This window comes from Gluconobacter sp. P5E10 (assembly GCF_018812145.1).
Lineage (GTDB): Bacteria > Pseudomonadota > Alphaproteobacteria > Acetobacterales > Acetobacteraceae > Gluconobacter > Gluconobacter cerinus.
Window position 1 is genome coordinate 241,310 of record NZ_JACRVZ010000003.1, and the last position, 16,780, is coordinate 258,089.

At 57.2% G+C, this 16,780-nt stretch carries 15 protein-coding genes; 6 read left to right on the forward strand and 9 right to left on the reverse strand.

All coding sequences use genetic code 11. The features are described from left to right. Positions 1-34: 34 nt before the first annotated feature. The 5 genes from thiO (at position 35) to KP707_RS07625 (ending at position 5,274) form a co-directional block, all read left to right on the forward strand. Positions 35-1,003, forward strand: a complete 969-nt coding sequence (gene thiO, locus KP707_RS07605; RefSeq protein WP_211502713.1) for a glycine oxidase ThiO — start codon at positions 35-37, stop codon at positions 1,001-1,003. 41 nt (positions 1,004-1,044) lie between these two features. Then, positions 1,045-1,242 carry a sulfur carrier protein ThiS gene (gene thiS / locus KP707_RS07610; protein WP_211502714.1) on the forward strand — a complete coding sequence of 66 codons (198 nt, stop codon included), beginning with the start codon at positions 1,045-1,047 and terminating at the stop codon, positions 1,240-1,242. A 1-nt stretch (position 1,243) separates the two neighbouring features. Further along, on the forward strand, positions 1,244-2,029 hold the full coding sequence (locus tag KP707_RS07615; RefSeq protein ID WP_211502715.1) for a thiazole synthase: 786 nt from the start codon (positions 1,244-1,246) through the stop codon (positions 2,027-2,029). Continuing rightward, positions 2,030-2,635, forward strand: a complete 606-nt coding sequence (locus KP707_RS07620) for a thiamine phosphate synthase (protein WP_211502716.1) — start codon at positions 2,030-2,032, stop codon at positions 2,633-2,635. A gap of 74 nt (positions 2,636-2,709) precedes the next feature. Next, positions 2,710-5,274 carry a cation:proton antiporter gene (locus KP707_RS07625; RefSeq protein WP_099212391.1) on the forward strand — a complete coding sequence of 855 codons (2,565 nt, stop codon included), beginning with the start codon at positions 2,710-2,712 and terminating at the stop codon, positions 5,272-5,274. Positions 5,275-5,303: 29 nt separating this feature from the next. Here the strand turns inward: KP707_RS07625 and KP707_RS07630 are convergent, their stop codons facing one another. Continuing rightward, positions 5,304-6,683 carry an MFS transporter gene (locus KP707_RS07630; RefSeq protein ID WP_211502840.1) on the reverse strand — a complete coding sequence of 460 codons (1,380 nt, stop codon included), beginning with the start codon at positions 6,681-6,683 and terminating at the stop codon, positions 5,304-5,306. 516 nt (positions 6,684-7,199) lie between these two features. Between KP707_RS07630 and KP707_RS07635 the strand changes: the two genes are divergently transcribed. Further along, the gene (locus KP707_RS07635) at positions 7,200-8,828 is read left to right on the forward strand and encodes a porin (protein ID WP_211498115.1); all 1,629 of its coding nucleotides are present in this window, start codon (positions 7,200-7,202) and stop codon (positions 8,826-8,828) included. 38 nt (positions 8,829-8,866) lie between these two features. Here KP707_RS07635 and KP707_RS07640 read toward each other — a convergent pair whose 3' ends face one another. Genes KP707_RS07640 through KP707_RS07675 form a run of 8 tightly spaced genes read right to left on the reverse strand, consistent with a single transcriptional unit; the run spans position 8,867 to position 16,675 of the window. Next, positions 8,867-9,658 carry an MBL fold metallo-hydrolase gene (locus tag KP707_RS07640; RefSeq protein WP_211502717.1) on the reverse strand — a complete coding sequence of 264 codons (792 nt, stop codon included), beginning with the start codon at positions 9,656-9,658 and terminating at the stop codon, positions 8,867-8,869. Continuing rightward, entirely contained in the window at positions 9,655-10,440 is a 786-nt protein-coding gene (locus tag KP707_RS07645) for a TatD family hydrolase (RefSeq protein WP_211502718.1), read from the reverse strand. The genes KP707_RS07640 and KP707_RS07645 overlap by 4 nt, the downstream gene beginning before the upstream one ends. Further along, entirely contained in the window at positions 10,437-11,975 is a 1,539-nt protein-coding gene (gene metG / locus KP707_RS07650) for a methionine--tRNA ligase (protein ID WP_211502719.1), read from the reverse strand. The genes KP707_RS07645 and metG overlap by 4 nt, the downstream gene beginning before the upstream one ends. A gap of 29 nt (positions 11,976-12,004) precedes the next feature. Continuing rightward, positions 12,005-12,928 carry a DNA polymerase III subunit delta' gene (locus KP707_RS07655; RefSeq protein WP_211502720.1) on the reverse strand — a complete coding sequence of 308 codons (924 nt, stop codon included), beginning with the start codon at positions 12,926-12,928 and terminating at the stop codon, positions 12,005-12,007. Then, positions 12,925-13,590, reverse strand: a complete 666-nt coding sequence (gene tmk / locus KP707_RS07660; protein WP_211502721.1) for a dTMP kinase — start codon at positions 13,588-13,590, stop codon at positions 12,925-12,927. The genes KP707_RS07655 and tmk overlap by 4 nt, the downstream gene beginning before the upstream one ends. Next, on the reverse strand, positions 13,574-14,851 hold the full coding sequence (locus tag KP707_RS07665; RefSeq protein ID WP_046901487.1) for a D-alanyl-D-alanine carboxypeptidase family protein: 1,278 nt from the start codon (positions 14,849-14,851) through the stop codon (positions 13,574-13,576). The genes tmk and KP707_RS07665 overlap by 17 nt, the downstream gene beginning before the upstream one ends. Beyond that, positions 14,848-15,705, reverse strand: coding sequence for a septal ring lytic transglycosylase RlpA family protein (locus KP707_RS07670; RefSeq protein WP_211502722.1), 858 nt, complete (start codon positions 15,703-15,705; stop codon positions 14,848-14,850). Before KP707_RS07670 ends, KP707_RS07665 begins: the two co-directional genes overlap by 4 nt. Further along, positions 15,692-16,675, reverse strand: coding sequence for a lytic murein transglycosylase (locus KP707_RS07675; RefSeq protein WP_211502723.1), 984 nt, complete (start codon positions 16,673-16,675; stop codon positions 15,692-15,694). Before KP707_RS07675 ends, KP707_RS07670 begins: the two co-directional genes overlap by 14 nt. Positions 16,676-16,780 lie beyond the last annotated feature (105 nt).

Sequence of the window (16,780 nt, forward strand, 5' to 3'; positions counted from 1 at the left end):
TTAAACACGTCCCGCTTTTACGAGGAGGACGTGGATGACTGGACCTCGCATTCTGGTTCGAGGGGCTGGCGTAGCCGGAATGGTCACTGCTGTGGCTTTGGCGGAACACGGCGCGCACGTCACAGTTCATGACATCGGCGGCCGCGTTGGTGCTGGTGCCTCGTGGTTTGCAGGCGGCATGCTGGCGCCCTGGTGTGAAGCAGAATCAGCACCAGACGAGGTCACTCAGGACAGTTTAACGTCGCTCGATTGGTGGAAATCCCACGTTCCAGACGTTGTGCAGGCGGGCAGTCTTGTCGTCGCGCCACCTCGCGATACACCAGAGTTAAACCGCTTTGGACGCCGTACCAGTCACTTCGAAATCCTCAACGCTCCCCAGATTGACGCGCTGGAGCCAGATCTTGCAGGCCGTTTCGATAAGGCGTTGTTCTTTGCGGAAGAAGGTCATGTTGATCCTCGCAAGGCTCTGCTGGCTCTTGCTCACCGTCTCAAGCAACAAGGCGGCCAAGTCCTGACGGTTCAGGCGATTAACGATAATGAATTCGACTGGGTTGTTGATTGTACGGGCGTAGCAGCCCGGACCATGCAAAATGACCTTCGAGGCATGCGTGGGGAGATGGTTTTACTGCGCTGCCCAGAAATCAGCCTTCACCGACCTGTTCGCATGCTGCATCCGCGCATTCCGGTCTATATTGTCCCGAGGGCAGACAGCGTTTTCATGGTCGGTGCCACTATGGTCGAGAGTGATGATACGCGCGGCATTACGGTGCGTGCCGTGACCGAACTGCTCAATGCGGCCTATACGCTGCATCCTGCTTTCGCGGAAGCCGAGCTTCTGGAGGCTAATGCTGGCCTCAGACCAGCCTATCCTGACAATGTTCCGAGGGTGAGGCAGAACGGGAAGAGCATCTCCCTCAATGGCATGTATCGTCACGGTTTCCTGCTATCGCCAGCGCGTGCACAAGAAGTCTGTGACATCATTTTCGGAACAGATCGGGCCTGAGACCCTTTCTTCCTCTTATACCCCTGGATGGGAGAGACATCATGCAGATCACCGTGAATGACGAACTCCATGAAGTTCACGCGCGAACACTTGGCGCGGTCCTTGATGAACTGGGTTACGGCAAGGCGCGCGTGGCGACGGCCCTGAACGGTTTTTTCATTCCAGCCAACCAGCGGAGTGCACAAACGGTGGAAGAGGGCGCCGTCCTCGAAATTCTTGCCCCCATGCAGGGAGGCTGACATGCAGTTCTACGGCACCGAACTCTCTTCAAGGCTGATGCTGGGCACAGCCCAATATGACAGTCCCACCATCCTCGCAGACGCGGTAAAGGCCGCTCAGGCTGGTGTTGTAACCGTGTCTTTGCGTCGCGAAGCCGCGGGCGCTCAGGCAGGACAGGCGTTCTGGTCTCTGATCCAGAGCCTGAACGTCCCCATTCTCCCTAACACGGCAGGTTGTCATGGGGTTCGGGAAGCTGTCACCACAGCACAGATGGCCCGGGATGTTTTCGGAACGGACTGGATCAAGCTGGAAGTGATCGGCCAGGGAGACCTGCTTCAGCCCGATGTCTTTGGGCTGGTCGAGGCCACACGGATCCTGACGGAAGATGGCTTCAAAGTCTTCCCATACACAACGGAAGATCTGGTTGTGGCTGAACGGTTGCTCCGTGCGGGTGCTGAGGTGCTGATGCCATGGGGCGCACCAATTGGTTCGGGCAGGGGACTGAACAATCTTTTCGGCCTCCGCGCATTGCGCAGCCATTTCCCGGACATTCCAATGGTCGTGGATGCCGGCATCGGAAAGCCCTCTCATGCCACGGCAGCCTTTGAACTCGGATACGATGCCGTTCTGATCAACACGGCGGTCGCCAAAGCAGGAAACCCGGCCCAGATGGCCACCGCGTTTCGCCTGGCGTGCGAAGCCGGGCTTGCCGGATTTGCTGCAGACCCTATGGAAGAACGCGATATGGCGGTGCCCTCGACCCCAACCCTCGGTCTGGCCCGCAGCCTCGGTGGAGAAATGCTGTAAATGTCCCGTCTGCCTTCGAAAATCTATCCTGTCGTTGATCATCCTCGTTGGGTCGAACGCCTCGGCGGAGCAGGGGCACGTTTCATTCAGCTGCGCCTCAAGGACATGCCGTCGGAAGAAATCCGGGCGCAGGCTGAAACTGCCCAGGAACTGGCCGCCCGCCATAATGTCGCCCTCGTGCTGAACGATTATTGGGAGCTGGCAATCGAACTGGGCTATGAGTGGCTGCATCTGGGGCAGGAAGATCTTGAGACCGCAGACCTTGAGGCCATCCGCCAGACGGGCATTCGCCTCGGCATCTCGACCCATAGCCATGAAGAGCTGCAGCGTGCTTTGGCCTGCAAGCCCGATTACGTTGCACTCGGTCCGATCTGGGAAACGAAACTGAAGAAGATGGCGTTTGGTCCGCAAGGTGTTGAGCGCCTGACCGAGTGGCATGAGCTCAGCGGCGATGTTCCTCTGGTGGCCATTGGCGGCATCACACTCGATAGGCTGCCGTCCTGCCTGAAGGCAGGGGCAGACAGCGTTGCCGCCGTAAGCGATTTCATTCGCGCCGAAGACCCGGAAAGCCAGGTCAGACAGTGGCTTGCCGCCGCTGACACATAATTTGCAAGACAGAGCTATCGTGGGGCGGCAACCGTCTCTAGGATGGTTTTCGAACCAAGGGAGTACGGAATACAATGATGGTGACAGGCCTTGCAGCCGTTCTTCTCGCGATTGCGTTCCTGCTCACGCTCGTCAGCATCATTCAGCCTCTGGCCAAACGGCTTGAGATTTCCGAAACGGTTCTGCTGGCCCTTGCTGGCATCGTTCTGGGTGGCGCTGCGTCTCTTGTTGTTCGTTCCTCCGCAACGGACCTGCTGGATGGCGCCGCCGAAGCCCTGATCTATTTCCCGATCAATAGTGAAGCCTTCCTGCTGATCTTCCTGCCCATTCTGGTGTTCCAGGGTGCCATGGGCATTGATGTTCGTCGTCTGGCCCATGAGACAGCGACAGTGCTTCTGCTGGCGGTTGTAGCGGTTGTGGTTTCCACAGCCACCATTGGTCTGGCGCTTTACCCCTTCGCCAATCAGAGCCTGGTGGTCTGCCTTCTCCTCGGATCCATTGTCGCCACGACTGATCCGTCAGCCGTAGCAGGCATCTTCAGGGAGATCGGCGCTGCGTCACGTTTGACGCGCCTTGTCGAAGGTGAGGCGCTCCTGAACGATGCTGCCGCGATTGCGATTTTCGCTATTCTGCTGGCCTCCGTCACCTCCCACCGGCACATCCATCTCGGTGAGGCGGTCGTTGATTTTGCGTCGGCTTTTGGTGGTGCCATTGTTGTCGGTGTCTGCCTTGGCCGCTTGACGCTGCTGCTCATCGCGGGCCTCGGGGGCGCACCGGCAGCAGAAATCACCCTGACGCTCGCTCTGCCATACACGGTCTATATTCTCTGTGACGAAATGCTCGGCTTCTCCGGCGTTGTCGCCACGGCAGCAGCCGGCCTGACAGTCTCAGCTTACGGGCCGTCCACCTTCCGTCCGCAAGTCTGGCGCTTCCTGAACGAGCTTTGGCAGCAGCTCGTTTTCTGGGCAGGCTCTCTCGTGTTTCTTCTTGCCTCCATGCTGGTTCCGCGCCTCCTGATTGGCATGACCAAGTGGGACTGTGTGCTCATCCTGATCGCGAGCGTGGCAGGCTTGGTCGCGCGCGGTGCCGTTGTGTTCGGTATGCTGCCGATCCTGGCGTTCACGAAGCTTTCGCCACCTGTCCCAACGCCTTTCAAGGCTACCATGGTCTGGGGCGGCCTGCGCGGCGCCATTACTCTGGCGCTCGCGCTGGCCGTGACCGAAAACCAGAGCGTCTCAAGCCCCGTAGCGCATTTCATCGGCATCATCGCGACAGGCTTCGTGCTGATTACCCTACTGGTTAACGGGACGACCCTGCGTTCACTCGTCCTGTTCCTGAAGCTTGATCAACTGTCACCGATCGATCAGGCGATCCGCCAGCAGATCCTTGGGATCGGCCTTGGTGAAGTCGCAGAACGGACACGCGTGATGTCTGATGAACTGGGCTTTAGCGAGCAGACGCGCATCGGTGTCATCAGCCGGATCGAGAAGCGCGCTGAAAAGGAGAGGGCGGCCAATAATTTTGAATCTGCCCTGAGCGACCGCGCTCGCGTCAATATCGCGCTCATCACGATTGCCAATCAGGAACGCTCCCTTCTGCTGGACCTGTTTCGCATTCAGGGCCTGTCACGTCGTGTCATGGAAACGCTCCTGCGGACGGCTGAAGCCATGGCCGATGGCGCTCGTCTCGAAGGGCGTTATGGCTATGTCCGCGCCCTGAAGCGCAGACTACAGCCGCCGGTGAGGTTCCGGGTTGCTCAGGAACTGCACAGCCGCTTCCATTTCGACGAACCTCTGATGTACGCGATGATGGAACGCTTCGAGATGCTGATCATCGCGCATCTCGTGTCACTGTCGTTGCAGCGCTTTGTGAGGCAGCGCATGGAGCCAACCCTCGGCCCGCGCATTACGGAAATCGTGTCCGAGGTTCTGGGCCGTCAGCGCAAGCTTCTGGACGATGCTCTGGAAACACTCCGCCTGCATTATTCCGGTTACTCGGAAGCTCTCGAAAGCCGTATTCTCCGTCAGATCGCGCTCCGCCTGGAAGACGAAGAATATGATGCGCTTCAGGCTGACAATCTCATTTCCGAGGAGCTACATCGGGAACTACACCGGGATATTGAACGCCGGAGCGCGCGTCTTGAAGCTCCGCTGCGCTTTAATCTCAAGAGCGGCATTGAACAGCGGCTGCGAGCTTTCCCAGCTTTCAATGGCGTGCCTGACAGTGTTCTGCACACATTGTCCCGGAAGGTCGCGATGCGTTTCGTTTCACCAGGCGAAGTGCTTTTCAAGCGTGGGCAGAAAGCCCGGGTTGTCTATGCACAGGTTGCGGGCTTGGCCGAAGTTCATCTTCCGGAGCGTGAAATCCTCTTTGGCAGCGGAGATCTGATCGGCGCTGCCTCTGTCATTCGCGGCGAGAGGCTACAGGGCACAGTCCGGTCGCTTCAGTTCAGCCATCTTCTGGCAATCCCCAAGCCGGTATTCGAAAAACTGATCACCGACTACCCGATTGTCCAGCGTCTTATCATCGCTCGAAGCAATAAGCGTGCAGACGGCCTTCTGGACCCATACGTCGTGAAAACGGCAGAGGGCGTGAGGCTGGCTCCCGCTCAGGGGCTCAAGGGAATTGCGTCTTCCTGAGCCTCATTCCGGCCTTATGCTACTTTCAATTACGAAGCTCTTTTCTCAGGCGCCAGCAGATCCCGCCAAAGGAAAGAGCATCCCAATAGAATACAGGCTGCCAGCAGGCACGCCCCGCTGTGAATAAGCCAGAACGGAACATCTGCGACATGGCCGATCAGGGTTGAAAGCTTCCCGATCATCAGGTTTGCCAGAAAGAGATGCAGGGTGAAGCAGGCGACAAGGATAGTATTAAGGCTCGCAGGAGCAGCACGGGAATATAACGCCATACCGATCGCGTAGCTCATGCTGAAGCCGATATCGTTGATCGTATGAAAGGCAATGCCCCATAGCAGACTGACCTGATGCGGCGCAGGATAAAGCCACGATGCAAGGGCCAGAACGAGCGGGCCACACGACGCGATAAAGGCCCCGATGGCAACCTTTGTAATTTCCGCTGGGTCTGGGCGGCGGCGATTATAGAGCTTCCAGAAACCAAGAACAGAAATCGTACAAACAGTACTGACCAGACCATCCAGTGACACAAGACTGCTGACCGGGAACGGGTGCCCCAGAAGTGTCAGTTGGTAATGCTCACGACCCCATAACAAATAGCCATCGAAAATTTCGGAATTTGGCAGGGCGCTCAGAGCCAGAACGGGCAAAAGCGCCAAAAGCAGAACTGTTGTTTTCTTTTCCGTAGAGGTCAAAGATGGGCGAGGGACGATTGCTTTGGAATTGCCGTCCTCCGGCAGCCAGCGCCTGCCCAACATATAGACGAAAAGCCCCGTCAGCATCCCTAGACTGGCAGCCAGAAAGCCCCAGTGCCAGGCCTTGATGGCAAGATAAGCGCATAGGGCAGGAGCTGCGATGACCGCAGCCTGAACACCCAACGAATAGATCTGATAGGCCTCTGAGCGCCTTGGATCGTCCAATGCGTAAAGAGCGCCGACCTGAGCGCGTAGACCACCAGCCGCTCCAAGCCCCAATAGGAGCGTGGTGATGGCGATGACAAAACTCCAGTCAAAAGACATGAGAACATGCCCGATTGTCATAAGGATCGCACCGAGGAAAATCGTGCGGGTTCGACCGAGAAACCGGTCAGCGACGATACCGCCGAGAAGAGGGGTTGCGTAAATCAGCGCCAGAAAAAGGCCAGTAATCGCACCTGCCGTAGCCTGTGTCCCGACTGGTGCGTAAAGCGCGCCAAGGAACGACTTCAACGCACTCATACCCAGCACATGATCTACATGCCCGGACTGAAGCAGGTAGTCCGCCAGATAGAGCACCAGAATGGCCTGCATGCCGTAAAGCGAGAATGCTACGCAGCCTTCAGTCAGCACCAGGACCCAAAGCCCTCTGGGGTGCCCAAACAAATCCCTGGAAGACGGCACTTTCACGGCATCGACCACAGGGTCGTTCGGAATCACTTCGGTCAAAACAGTCTCACAGCCTGAAGAGAGGAGAGACCATGGGTAAAGGCCAATCAGACCATGGGTAAAGAGGCTGAAAAGTTTAGTGGCAAAATGCCATCAACAAGTCGCGATCAGTCATCATGGCATTTTGCCACTAAACGAAAATTCGTACTCGACGATATGCCAGAGAGCCACAAGCATCAGACGAAGTGGCAAAATGCCATAAATCACTTAACTCAATGCAAAGAACGTCAAACCAGGCCAAAATCGTGGAGAATAAGCCGATTTCAGTCTCTGATATTGGGTCTGCAAATGCGGAAGAGGTTTCATATTTTACTTCACATGCATGTCGTATAATATATATTATGCCAACTTATATATCAAAAACAGCCGGAAAACTCACATATCCGTGATACACGATGACTTGTTGCGAAGAATGTCATTTTTGGCGCTAACGTGAAACGAAGTTCAATTCTTCTGGTGCACGAACCCATTGTCGTGAACCGGATCCTCCGCTGGAGCGGTTGTTGCATGCCACGCCTTTCATTGCGCCAGATTGCTTTTCTGAGCTGCGTTTTTTCTGTTGGGTCTCTCACGGTTCTTCCTGCAACCGCACACGCCGACGATTACACCGAACTTCTGGATATCCTTCGGGCCAAAGGCAGCCTGACACACGGAGAATATAACAGCCTTCTGGCACACCATCTGCGACACAGCCGATCCGAGGCATCTTCCAACCAGGATGGCACCTCAAGCCCCCCGGCAAAACGCAACCGATACCGCCGCTACAATCCAACTCAGTATGACGGCAGCCTTGAGCCCCCCGACGTCACAACCATCGCTGCCGCTCAGGCCGCACGCCGTGCAGCCAGTGAAGCTGCGGCTGATGCACGTGATACACGTTCCATGCTCCGTCAGGCGCGCGCGAGCTACGATCCAGATAGCGTTGTGCGCGTCAAACCTTACGTCGCAGGCAAAGGCGTAACCGTTCAGGCCGGCCAGATCGAGATCAATCTCTCAGGCTTCGTCAACGGATTTTACACGTATAACAGCCCTGGTGGCGGCAAGCCCGTCGCAGGTGGCGTCTCCACCGGCTCCAGTGGATTTGATTCCTCATCCGTCAGAAACGGGCTGCTTCCTGGTGGCCTCATCCTGAAATTGAACACGGTTCAAGACGGCATCAAACTTGGCGCGGTCTTCGGAATGTATCCGGGACTGAACAACGCAGATGTCGGCGCGTTCAACGCCAATTCCGGTGGCAGCCCCGTGGGCCTCGGAACAGCGGGCGTTGATTTCCGTCAGGTGTACATGACAGCCGGCACCGACAGACTTGGTACGATCAAGATCGGTCGTGACATTGCCCTGTTCGCATCTGATGCCATTCTGAATGATGCAACATTACTGAGTGTCGGCAGTACGGGCAGTAATGCCAATCCGGCCAATACGTCTCTGGGCCGCATCGGTGTGGGTTACGTCTACACGGATTGGCTCCCACAGATCACCTACATCTCCCCAAAGTGGCATGGTCTTCAGGGATCTGTCGGCATCATGACGCCGCTGGATCCGTTCAACTATGCTGGCGGTGGACTGTCTGCGACAAGCACGCAGCACAGCTCGCCAATGGTTCAGGGTAAAGTTACCTACGACGCAAAAATTGCAGGTTTCGCCACACGCCTCTGGGCCAGCTTCCTGACCCAGCACGTCCAGAACCTAACAAGCTCAACCCTGGGTACAGACAGCCGCAAAGGCGCGACCGTCGCTGCAGGCGATGTTGGCGTCAAGCTCTCCCGCGGACCGTTTGAAGGCGTGGCTTATTACTATTACGGTAATGGTTTGGGCACGACCGGCCTGCTGTTTGACGGCATTTCCCAGTCCGGCCGCAAACGAAACTCGGAAGGCTATTACGTTCAGGCTTCCTACAAGATCCTGCCACGCCTGAAGCTGGTTGGAAGCTATGGCGTCAGCAATCTTTATCAGGCTGCGGGCGAAGACAATCCATCGCTGGTCCGTCGCAATCAGTCCGAAGTCGGCGCACTTTATTACACACTGACAGACTGGATGTTCCTCGTGGGTGAATATGCCCATACGGAATCCGATGCTCATGGCCCGAACCATGAGAGCGATCACACCATGTCAGCGGGCGCGATGATCACCTTCTGAGCCTGAAAAAACCGGGCAGACCACCCTGCCCGGTTTTTTCAGAACGTCAGAACCATTCCATCATAAGCTGGACGCACATCCGGCGGCAGTGTCTGGCATAGGATGTCGTAATCCATATCTGTGCCCATATGAGTCAGAATTGTCCGCCCTGCCCTGATTTTCGTGCGCCATTCCAGCACACGTTCCAGCCAGGCATGAGCTGGATGCGGTTCATACTGGAAGCAATCCACAACCCACGTATCCACACCATCCAGAAGCGTCAGAGCGTCTTCGGACAATGTTTCAACATCCGTGGAATAGGCAAATTTTCCAAAGCGCAGCCCCAGAGACGTGATCCGCCCATGACGCTGCTCGAAAATACGCCCTTCCAGACCGGGAAAATCGACGTCTTCTCCAGCTGTAACGACTTGCTCATTGAAGACTGGACGATAAAAATCCGGGCCTTTCCAAGGTGCAAATGCATAAGAAAATCGCTGCCGGAGCTCTTCCAAAGTGCTTTGCGCGGCCAAAAGCGGAAGTGGCTTGTCAATCACACGGTTGATGGCCCGCAGATCATCAAGTCCTGCAATGTGGTCACTATGCGGGTGCGTATAGAGCACTGCATCAATGTGGCTAAGGCCACAATTCAGCATTTGAGAACGGAAGTCCGGCCCGGAATCAACCAGAAGCCGAAACCCGCCCTCACCTTCAACAACAATCGAAGAACGCGTACGCCTGTTCTTGGGGTTCTGCGGATTGCAGTGCCCCCAGATCCCCGTTTGCGAGCCGTTCTGACCACCAAGCATTGGCACGCCAGCAGAACCTCCACATCCAAGGATTGTGACTTTCACAGGCGTGTCCTTGCAAAAAGGCGATGTACGTTTTCGGTAGTGATATCCGCGATTTTTTCAGCGGAAATCCCCCGCTCCTGCGCCAGTCGCGCAGCTGTGTGGGCCACATATCCCGGCGTATTCGGCTTACCGCGCTTTGGAACGGGCGCAAGAAACGGACTGTCTGTTTCAACCAGTAGCCGATCCTCAGGAACGATCCGCGCAACGTCCCGGATTTCCTCACATTTCGGAAACGTCAGAAGCCCGGAGAAGCTGATATAGCCCCCGAGTTTGAGCGCAGCCTCAGCAAGCTTGGGGCCCGAAGCAAAGCAGTGAATCAGAAAAGGAAACGCACCCTTCCCGCTCTCTTCACGCAAAATCGCGATTGTATCGTCGTCTGCCTGTCGCGTATGAATGACGACCGGTAAACCTGTCTCACGAGCCGCAGCAATATGCGTGCGGAATGCAGCGTGCTGCGCCGGTTTCGCTTCATCTCCACTGTGGAAATAATCCAGCCCGGATTCACCAATAGCCACCACGCAGGATGGCTCGGCTTTCTGAACCAGCTCTTCCACAGAAGGAAGACGCTCTTCACCCACATGATCCGGATGCGTACCGATGGCACACCAGACGCGCAGGTCTGGCGCGTCAAAGCGCGTCAGACCAATCTGGGTCTCTGCCTGTGAAAAGCGCGTCCCGATCGTAATCATGCCAGCCAGACCAGACTGCCGCGCGATCTCCAGCGCGGCAGGCACATCGTCCAGACGATCAAGATGGCAATGACTGTCGATCAGTCCCGTCATTCTGCGTCCTCGACGACGAAGCGCGGGAACAGCCCTTCCGGCTTTGGCAATGTGCGACCACCTGGAAGCGGCGTTTCAAGAGCGGCGAATGTCCGCTCGTTCTCTTCCACACCAAGCTGGGTCAGCATCTTGTCCATCGTGTTGGGCATATAGGGCTGAAGCATCGTCGCAATCGCACGGATCACATCCAGCAACACACGCAGAACATGCGCCATCCGCTCCGGATCAGTCTTCTTCAGCGCCCAGGGAGCCTGACGGTCAATGTACGAATTGGCCGCACGGATGATCTTCCAGACTTCCTCAAGCGCATCTGTAATGGCTTTGCGCTCGATCTGCTCGCTCATCAAAGACGGCAGAAGCTGCGCCGTCGCCAGAATGGCAAGATCGTCTTCTGTCTGTGGCCCGCATTCCGGGACAACACCACCAAGATTGCGCGCCACGAGGCTCAGCGTCCGCTGGCACAGATTGCCGAGATCGTTCGCCAGTTCGACGTTCGTGCGCGTAATCATCGAACGACGGCTGAAGTTTGAATCACCACCAAACGGCACTTCTCGCATCAGGAAGAACCGCAGCGCATCCAGACCAAACTCATCAGCTAGTGCCTTCGGGTCCAGAACGTTGCCGAGAGACTTGCTCATCTTCTCGCCTTCGACCGTCCACCAGCCATGGGCGAAGACGCTTTTCGGCAGTTCAATGCCAGCAGCCATCAGGAAAGCCGGCCAGTACACACAATGGAACCGAGCGATTTCCTTGCCAACAATATGCAAATCTGCCGGCCAGAACTTCGCACGCGGATCATTCAGATCCGGGTAGCCCACAGCCGTCAGATAGTTGGCGAGCGCATCGAACCAGACATACATGACGTGATCCGGATCGTTCGGAACCGGAATACCCCATTTGAAGCTGGTGCGGCTGACGGAAAGATCCCTCAGCCCCTGCTTCACGAAGCTCTCGATCTCCCGACGTGGACCATGAGGACCAATGAAGTCGGGATTATCTTCATACAGCTTCAGCAGACGGTCCTGAAACTCGGACAGTTTAAAGAAGTAGGACGGCTCCTTGACGCGCTCTACCGGCGCACCGGATGGCGCAACCATCGTGCCATCTGGCTTCTTGACCAGCTCATCTTCACCAATGAACGCTTCATCGCGTGTGGAGTACCAGCCCTCATACGCGCCGAGATAGATGTGACCGTTAGCCGCAACTTTTTCCCACAATGCACTTGCAGCAACCTTGTGGCGCTCATCCGTCGTTCGAATGAACTCATCCGTGGAGATCGCCATGTCCTGCTGCATCTGGCGAAAAGACGCAGAAATCTTGTCGGCGTAGGCTCGCGTCTCCATGCCCTGAGCGGTCGCGGTCTGCTCAACCTTCTGGCCGTGCTCATCCGTCCCGCTGACGAACAGAACGTCTTCACCGTTCAGGCGATGGAAACGGGCCAGAACGTCCGCCGCGATGGACGTATAGGCATGCCCGATATGCGGAGCGCCGTTCACGTAGAAAATAGGAGTTGTAATGGTGAAGCGCCGCGTCATGTCCACTCGTCTTGTCATGCCTGAGCCATTCACGTTCCGGCAGCGAGTTCCACTGCCTGACGGATGGCCTGGGCCTTGTCCAGATTAAAACCGTCTGTCTGCCGCCTCAGTGTATCAAGTTCCGAACACTGACGGGCAGAAGAATCAGCAACAGGCAGGTCGCCACGTCGTGCTGCCGAGCGTGCACGGTCTGCCAGTCCCTCGCCTAGCAAATCACAGAGCAATGCGAAACCTTCCGTCTCACGGGCAATCCGGTCAATGAGAGGAAGCATATCAGCCGTCAGCGTCTTCCCCGCCAGTATTTCCGCCACAAACGCAGCAATCGCTCCATCCCGATCCTGAGCAAGAAACAATGCGCGCCCTGGAGAACCATGAGACCGCGCAAGAACATCTTCCGGAACATAAGGAACCAGCACGCGCATATCCGCGTCAGGCAGAGGCGAAAGGGCAAGCGCCCGACATCGACTGCGGATGGTCGGAAGCAGCCGTCCCGGAGACGCGGTTGTCAGCAGAAGGATAGCTTTCGGGGGCGGCTCTTCCAGAATTTTCAGAAGCGCATTTGCTGCAAAACGGTTCAGATATTCTGCGCCGTCCACGATCACGACACGCCAGCCACCTTCCGTGGCTGTGTGGTGCAGGAAAGATTGTACGGGCCGCACATCTGCAGCCGTGATTTCGCCCCGCAAACGACCCTTTTTCTCGTCCACTGCACGCGAGATTTCCAAAAGATCTCCGTGCGTCCCAGCCGTAATACGCCGTGCGGCTGCAGAGGCTGGATCTTCTCCATTCAGCAGTATCCGCGCCAGCCGGAACGCGAGCGTCGCCTTTCCAATCCCGACGGGGCCGGAAATCAGCCATGCATGATGTAATCGCCCAGATGCAAGGGCAGCACGGAACGTCTCTTCAGCCGCTTCGTGGCCTCGCAGGTCGAATGTGTGCCGTGGATCCGTCACGCGTCAGACGCGCACGCCGTATGACCGAGCTTCTCCGACACAGCATCCAGAAGAGATCGGCTGACAGCTTCAGGAGTGCGGCCAGCGTTAATACGCTTCACGCGCTCCGGTTCTGCCTTGGCAATCGCATCAAAGCCAGAAAGGACACGCTGATGAAAAGCCTCAGCCTGTCCTTCGTATCGGTCTGTCCGGCCTCCACGACTTTCCAGCCGCTCCAGCGCCTGTTCGCGTGGCAGTTCAAGCAGCAAGGTCAGATCAGGCTCTCGCCCGACAAGACGTCGCGCGCCAGTAATGAAGTCCAGACGTTCCGTTGATCCGCGCCCAACACCATAGCCCTGATAAGCCAGTGTCGAATCATGGAACCGATCACAAACTACAACTGCGCCGCGCTGAAGAGCCGGAAGTATGAGATTATCCAAATGGTCACAACGGGCTGCCATATGTGCCAGCACCTCTGCCCGCCAGGACAGCTCTTCTTCTCCGAACAGCAGAAGATGCCGGATTGCTTCTGCGCCCGGCGTTCCGCCCGGTTCACGCGTCAGAGTGGCTTCGTACCCTAGCCCACGAATGTGATCTGCCAGAAGGCGCGCCTGCGTGGATTTCCCAGCGCCCTCGCCACCTTCCAGCGTAACGAACAAACCGTTTTTAATTTGCAGGGCCATGACCAAGGCGCGCCATCGCACGTCCAACCAGTCCGAGTTTTGCAACGGATGCACCAGCCTGAAGCGGCACACGAATATCACCCATGCCCGGCGCTGAAATTACGATCGCACCACAGGCCTGACCTTCAACGACCGGTGCAATCACTGGTGACGCATAATCCACTGCAATATGGGAGCGCTGCTGCCAGCCCACCGGCATGGTCATCACAATGTCAGCACCCGCGACAAGCGGTACAGCCTTGTGTTCACCCATCCAGACCGGCGCATGATCCACAACCTGCCCCTTGCGGAACAACGTGGCATTTTCGAAGTTTGCAAACGCCCAGGACATAAGGCGTTCACCTTCATGCGCGCGCTCATTGCTGGACGCTGTCCCGTTAATCACGACAATCACGCGATTTCCGTTCCGGCTGGAGCTGGCACAAAGACCAAACCCACCCGCATCGGTGTGACCCGTCTTCAGGCCATCAGCCAGTCCCTTGTCGACCAGAACGTTACGGTTGCCCTGACGGATCTTGTTGAACGTGAATTCCGTCTCACCGAAGAAATGGTAATATTGCGGGAAGTCACGGATCAGGTGCATGGCCACGGTCGCGACGTCATGCGCGGACATGTAGTGCCCTTCAGCAGGCAGACCCGTCACGTTCATGAAGTGCGAATTCGTCAGCCCGATCTTCGGAGCTTCCTCGTTCATCATGGCGACGAAGCGCTCTTCAGAGCCGGCGATCCCTTCTGCGAGAACAACGCAAGCGTCATTGCCTGACTGAATGACCATGCCCTGGATCAGTTCAGAGACAAGTACGCTCTCGCCCAGCGGCACGAACATCTTGGAGCCCTGCGTCCGCCAGGCTTTCTCACTGACGGGAAGCCCCTGCTCCAGATGCAGACGCCCGGTCGCCAGCATGCCGAACACGATATAGGCCGTCATCATTTTCGTCAGGGACGATGGTGCCATCCGCTCATCTGCAGATTTATCCAGCAGAACTGCACCCGTGCTGGAATCCACAATGTAAGCCCAGCGCGCAACGGTATCGAACGGACCAATCGGCGTATTGGCAGGCGTCCCAACCGGAGCAGCCGGAACATCAGAAGCGGCAGCAGCGGCTTTTGCATGAGCTGCGGCATGATGGTGCGGGCGTGCCAACGCACTCAGCGGCCCGCCAAAAGAAGCACAGGCTGCAAAGCCCGCAACACCACCGAAAAGAGAGCGTCTAGTCCGCACGTTCGTCCCCAGTTGTTCGGCCTTTGTCACGGCCGTCATTCCACAATGATCCGCGCGCCCTCTACCCCGCACGCATGGGTCCGGTCCAGTGCCGCATCGGCCTGGGCGGTATCGGTATAGGGTCCGGACCTTACGCGCCAGTCCAGGCCTGCTCCATCTGGCACACGCTGAACCTCGCCGGAACAGCGCACAGCCACACTCGCCGCGGCCCCATGCCCGGAAAATTTTCCAAGAAGAACATATAGCCCCTGCGGACCTGTCATCCCCTGAGACCACGTTACAGGCAACGGCGTGAGCGCAGCGGACGGCTGCCCCCCCACAGACGAGTCGCTGCCATAGACTTTTTTCGAAGCGCCACCATCAAGCGACTCTGCGCGAACTTCCCCAACCGGAGCAGACTGGACGTCCAGATGCGGCGCACCCGTCAGTCCCTCCATAACGGAACGGCTCGCGGTTTCGTCTTCAACAATCTCAACAGGCGTATCAGATGTCATGCCCAGCAGATCTGCGGCCTTTGGGGACAACGCGACAACACGCCCTGCACTTTCCGGCCCCCGCCGGGTCAGTCGGATCCGAACCACGCGCCCATTCAGCAGATTTCGGACCGTCACGATCGACGGCAGTTGAAGGGTTTGGTGTGACCCGGTCATTCCACCCGAAGACCAAGCCTCTCCGTCAGAAGCCAGTTGCCCATGTAACGGCGCCTCACGTGTCGCGAGACCCGTTGCCCGATAGTCGAACTGCTCATTGGGATAAAACCAACCCTGCGGGCCATGCCACGCATTCCCCAGTTCATAGTGGGGATGCGGCGCAGTAGCAGGCTCATCATCCTGATGACACGCCCCGACCAGGGGCAAGAACGCCAGAAGTGGCGCGAAATTACGGAGAAACAATGCCGGTTCCCAGAAGACCTACGCCCAGCGCGTAATAATCGGACGGGTTGTAACGACGGATCACGTTGAAATTATGGTAAACCATGAAGGCCTGCGTCCCCGGACCATCCGGCTGCACAATCGCGCCTTTTACGTCCGTACGGGAGAAACGCGCACCATCTGCCCGCCGCACGCCGTGAGACATCCACTCTGCCAGTGACTTGGTATTGGTCCGGCCAATCTCACTTTTATCCAATGCGCTGGCCAGTGTGACTTCCTGTCCCCATGGCTCGTAAGGCTGCCAACCGCATTTCCCGAGATAGTTCGCGATAGACGCAAACACATCGGGCTGAGACGTCCAGATATTACGCTTGCCGTCACCATCACCATCAGCCGCATACCGCAGATACGCGCTCGGCATAAACTGAGCCTGCCCCATGGCACCGGCATAGCTGCCCATCATGGCTTCCGGTGCGATATCACCATCATTCAGGATCTGGAGTGCTTTCATCAGCTCCCCACGGAAGAACGTCGAACGCCGTCCATCGAATGCCAGAGTCGCAAGGGCGTCCACGACGGAGAAAGTGCCGGTATGGGCACCAAAACCCGACTCGAGACCCCAGATCCCCATCACGCCCCGATCGTCACATCCGAAGCGCTCACTGACGGGTGCCATCACGCTCTCTACACCTGAATAGACAGTCCGGCCCTTCTGAAAACGCGACTCCGGCAGCACGCGATCACGATACTGCGCCCATGTCAGGGTGAACTCCGGCTGATGCCGATCGAGCTTGAGAACTTTGGCATTGGGCTCCCGCGTCAAAGCCAGAGCGCGGGAGACGATGCTGGAAGAAAGCCCCTGCGCCAGTGCCTGCGATCGGACGCCGGCGAGAAATGCACCGTAGTCCTGAGCTTCAGCAGAGCGGATCCCCATCGCAGCCGCTCCGGCAACAGAGGAAAAGGCAGCAAGAAGATGACGTCTTTTAAGCACGGGAATATCAGCCCCCAGAGGGTGGTTCATTTGAAGCGCACGCTAGCAACCTGTGATGCTCCCTACCAGTCTTCCGCAAAACCTTTCGAGCATTCTCCGGTCAAA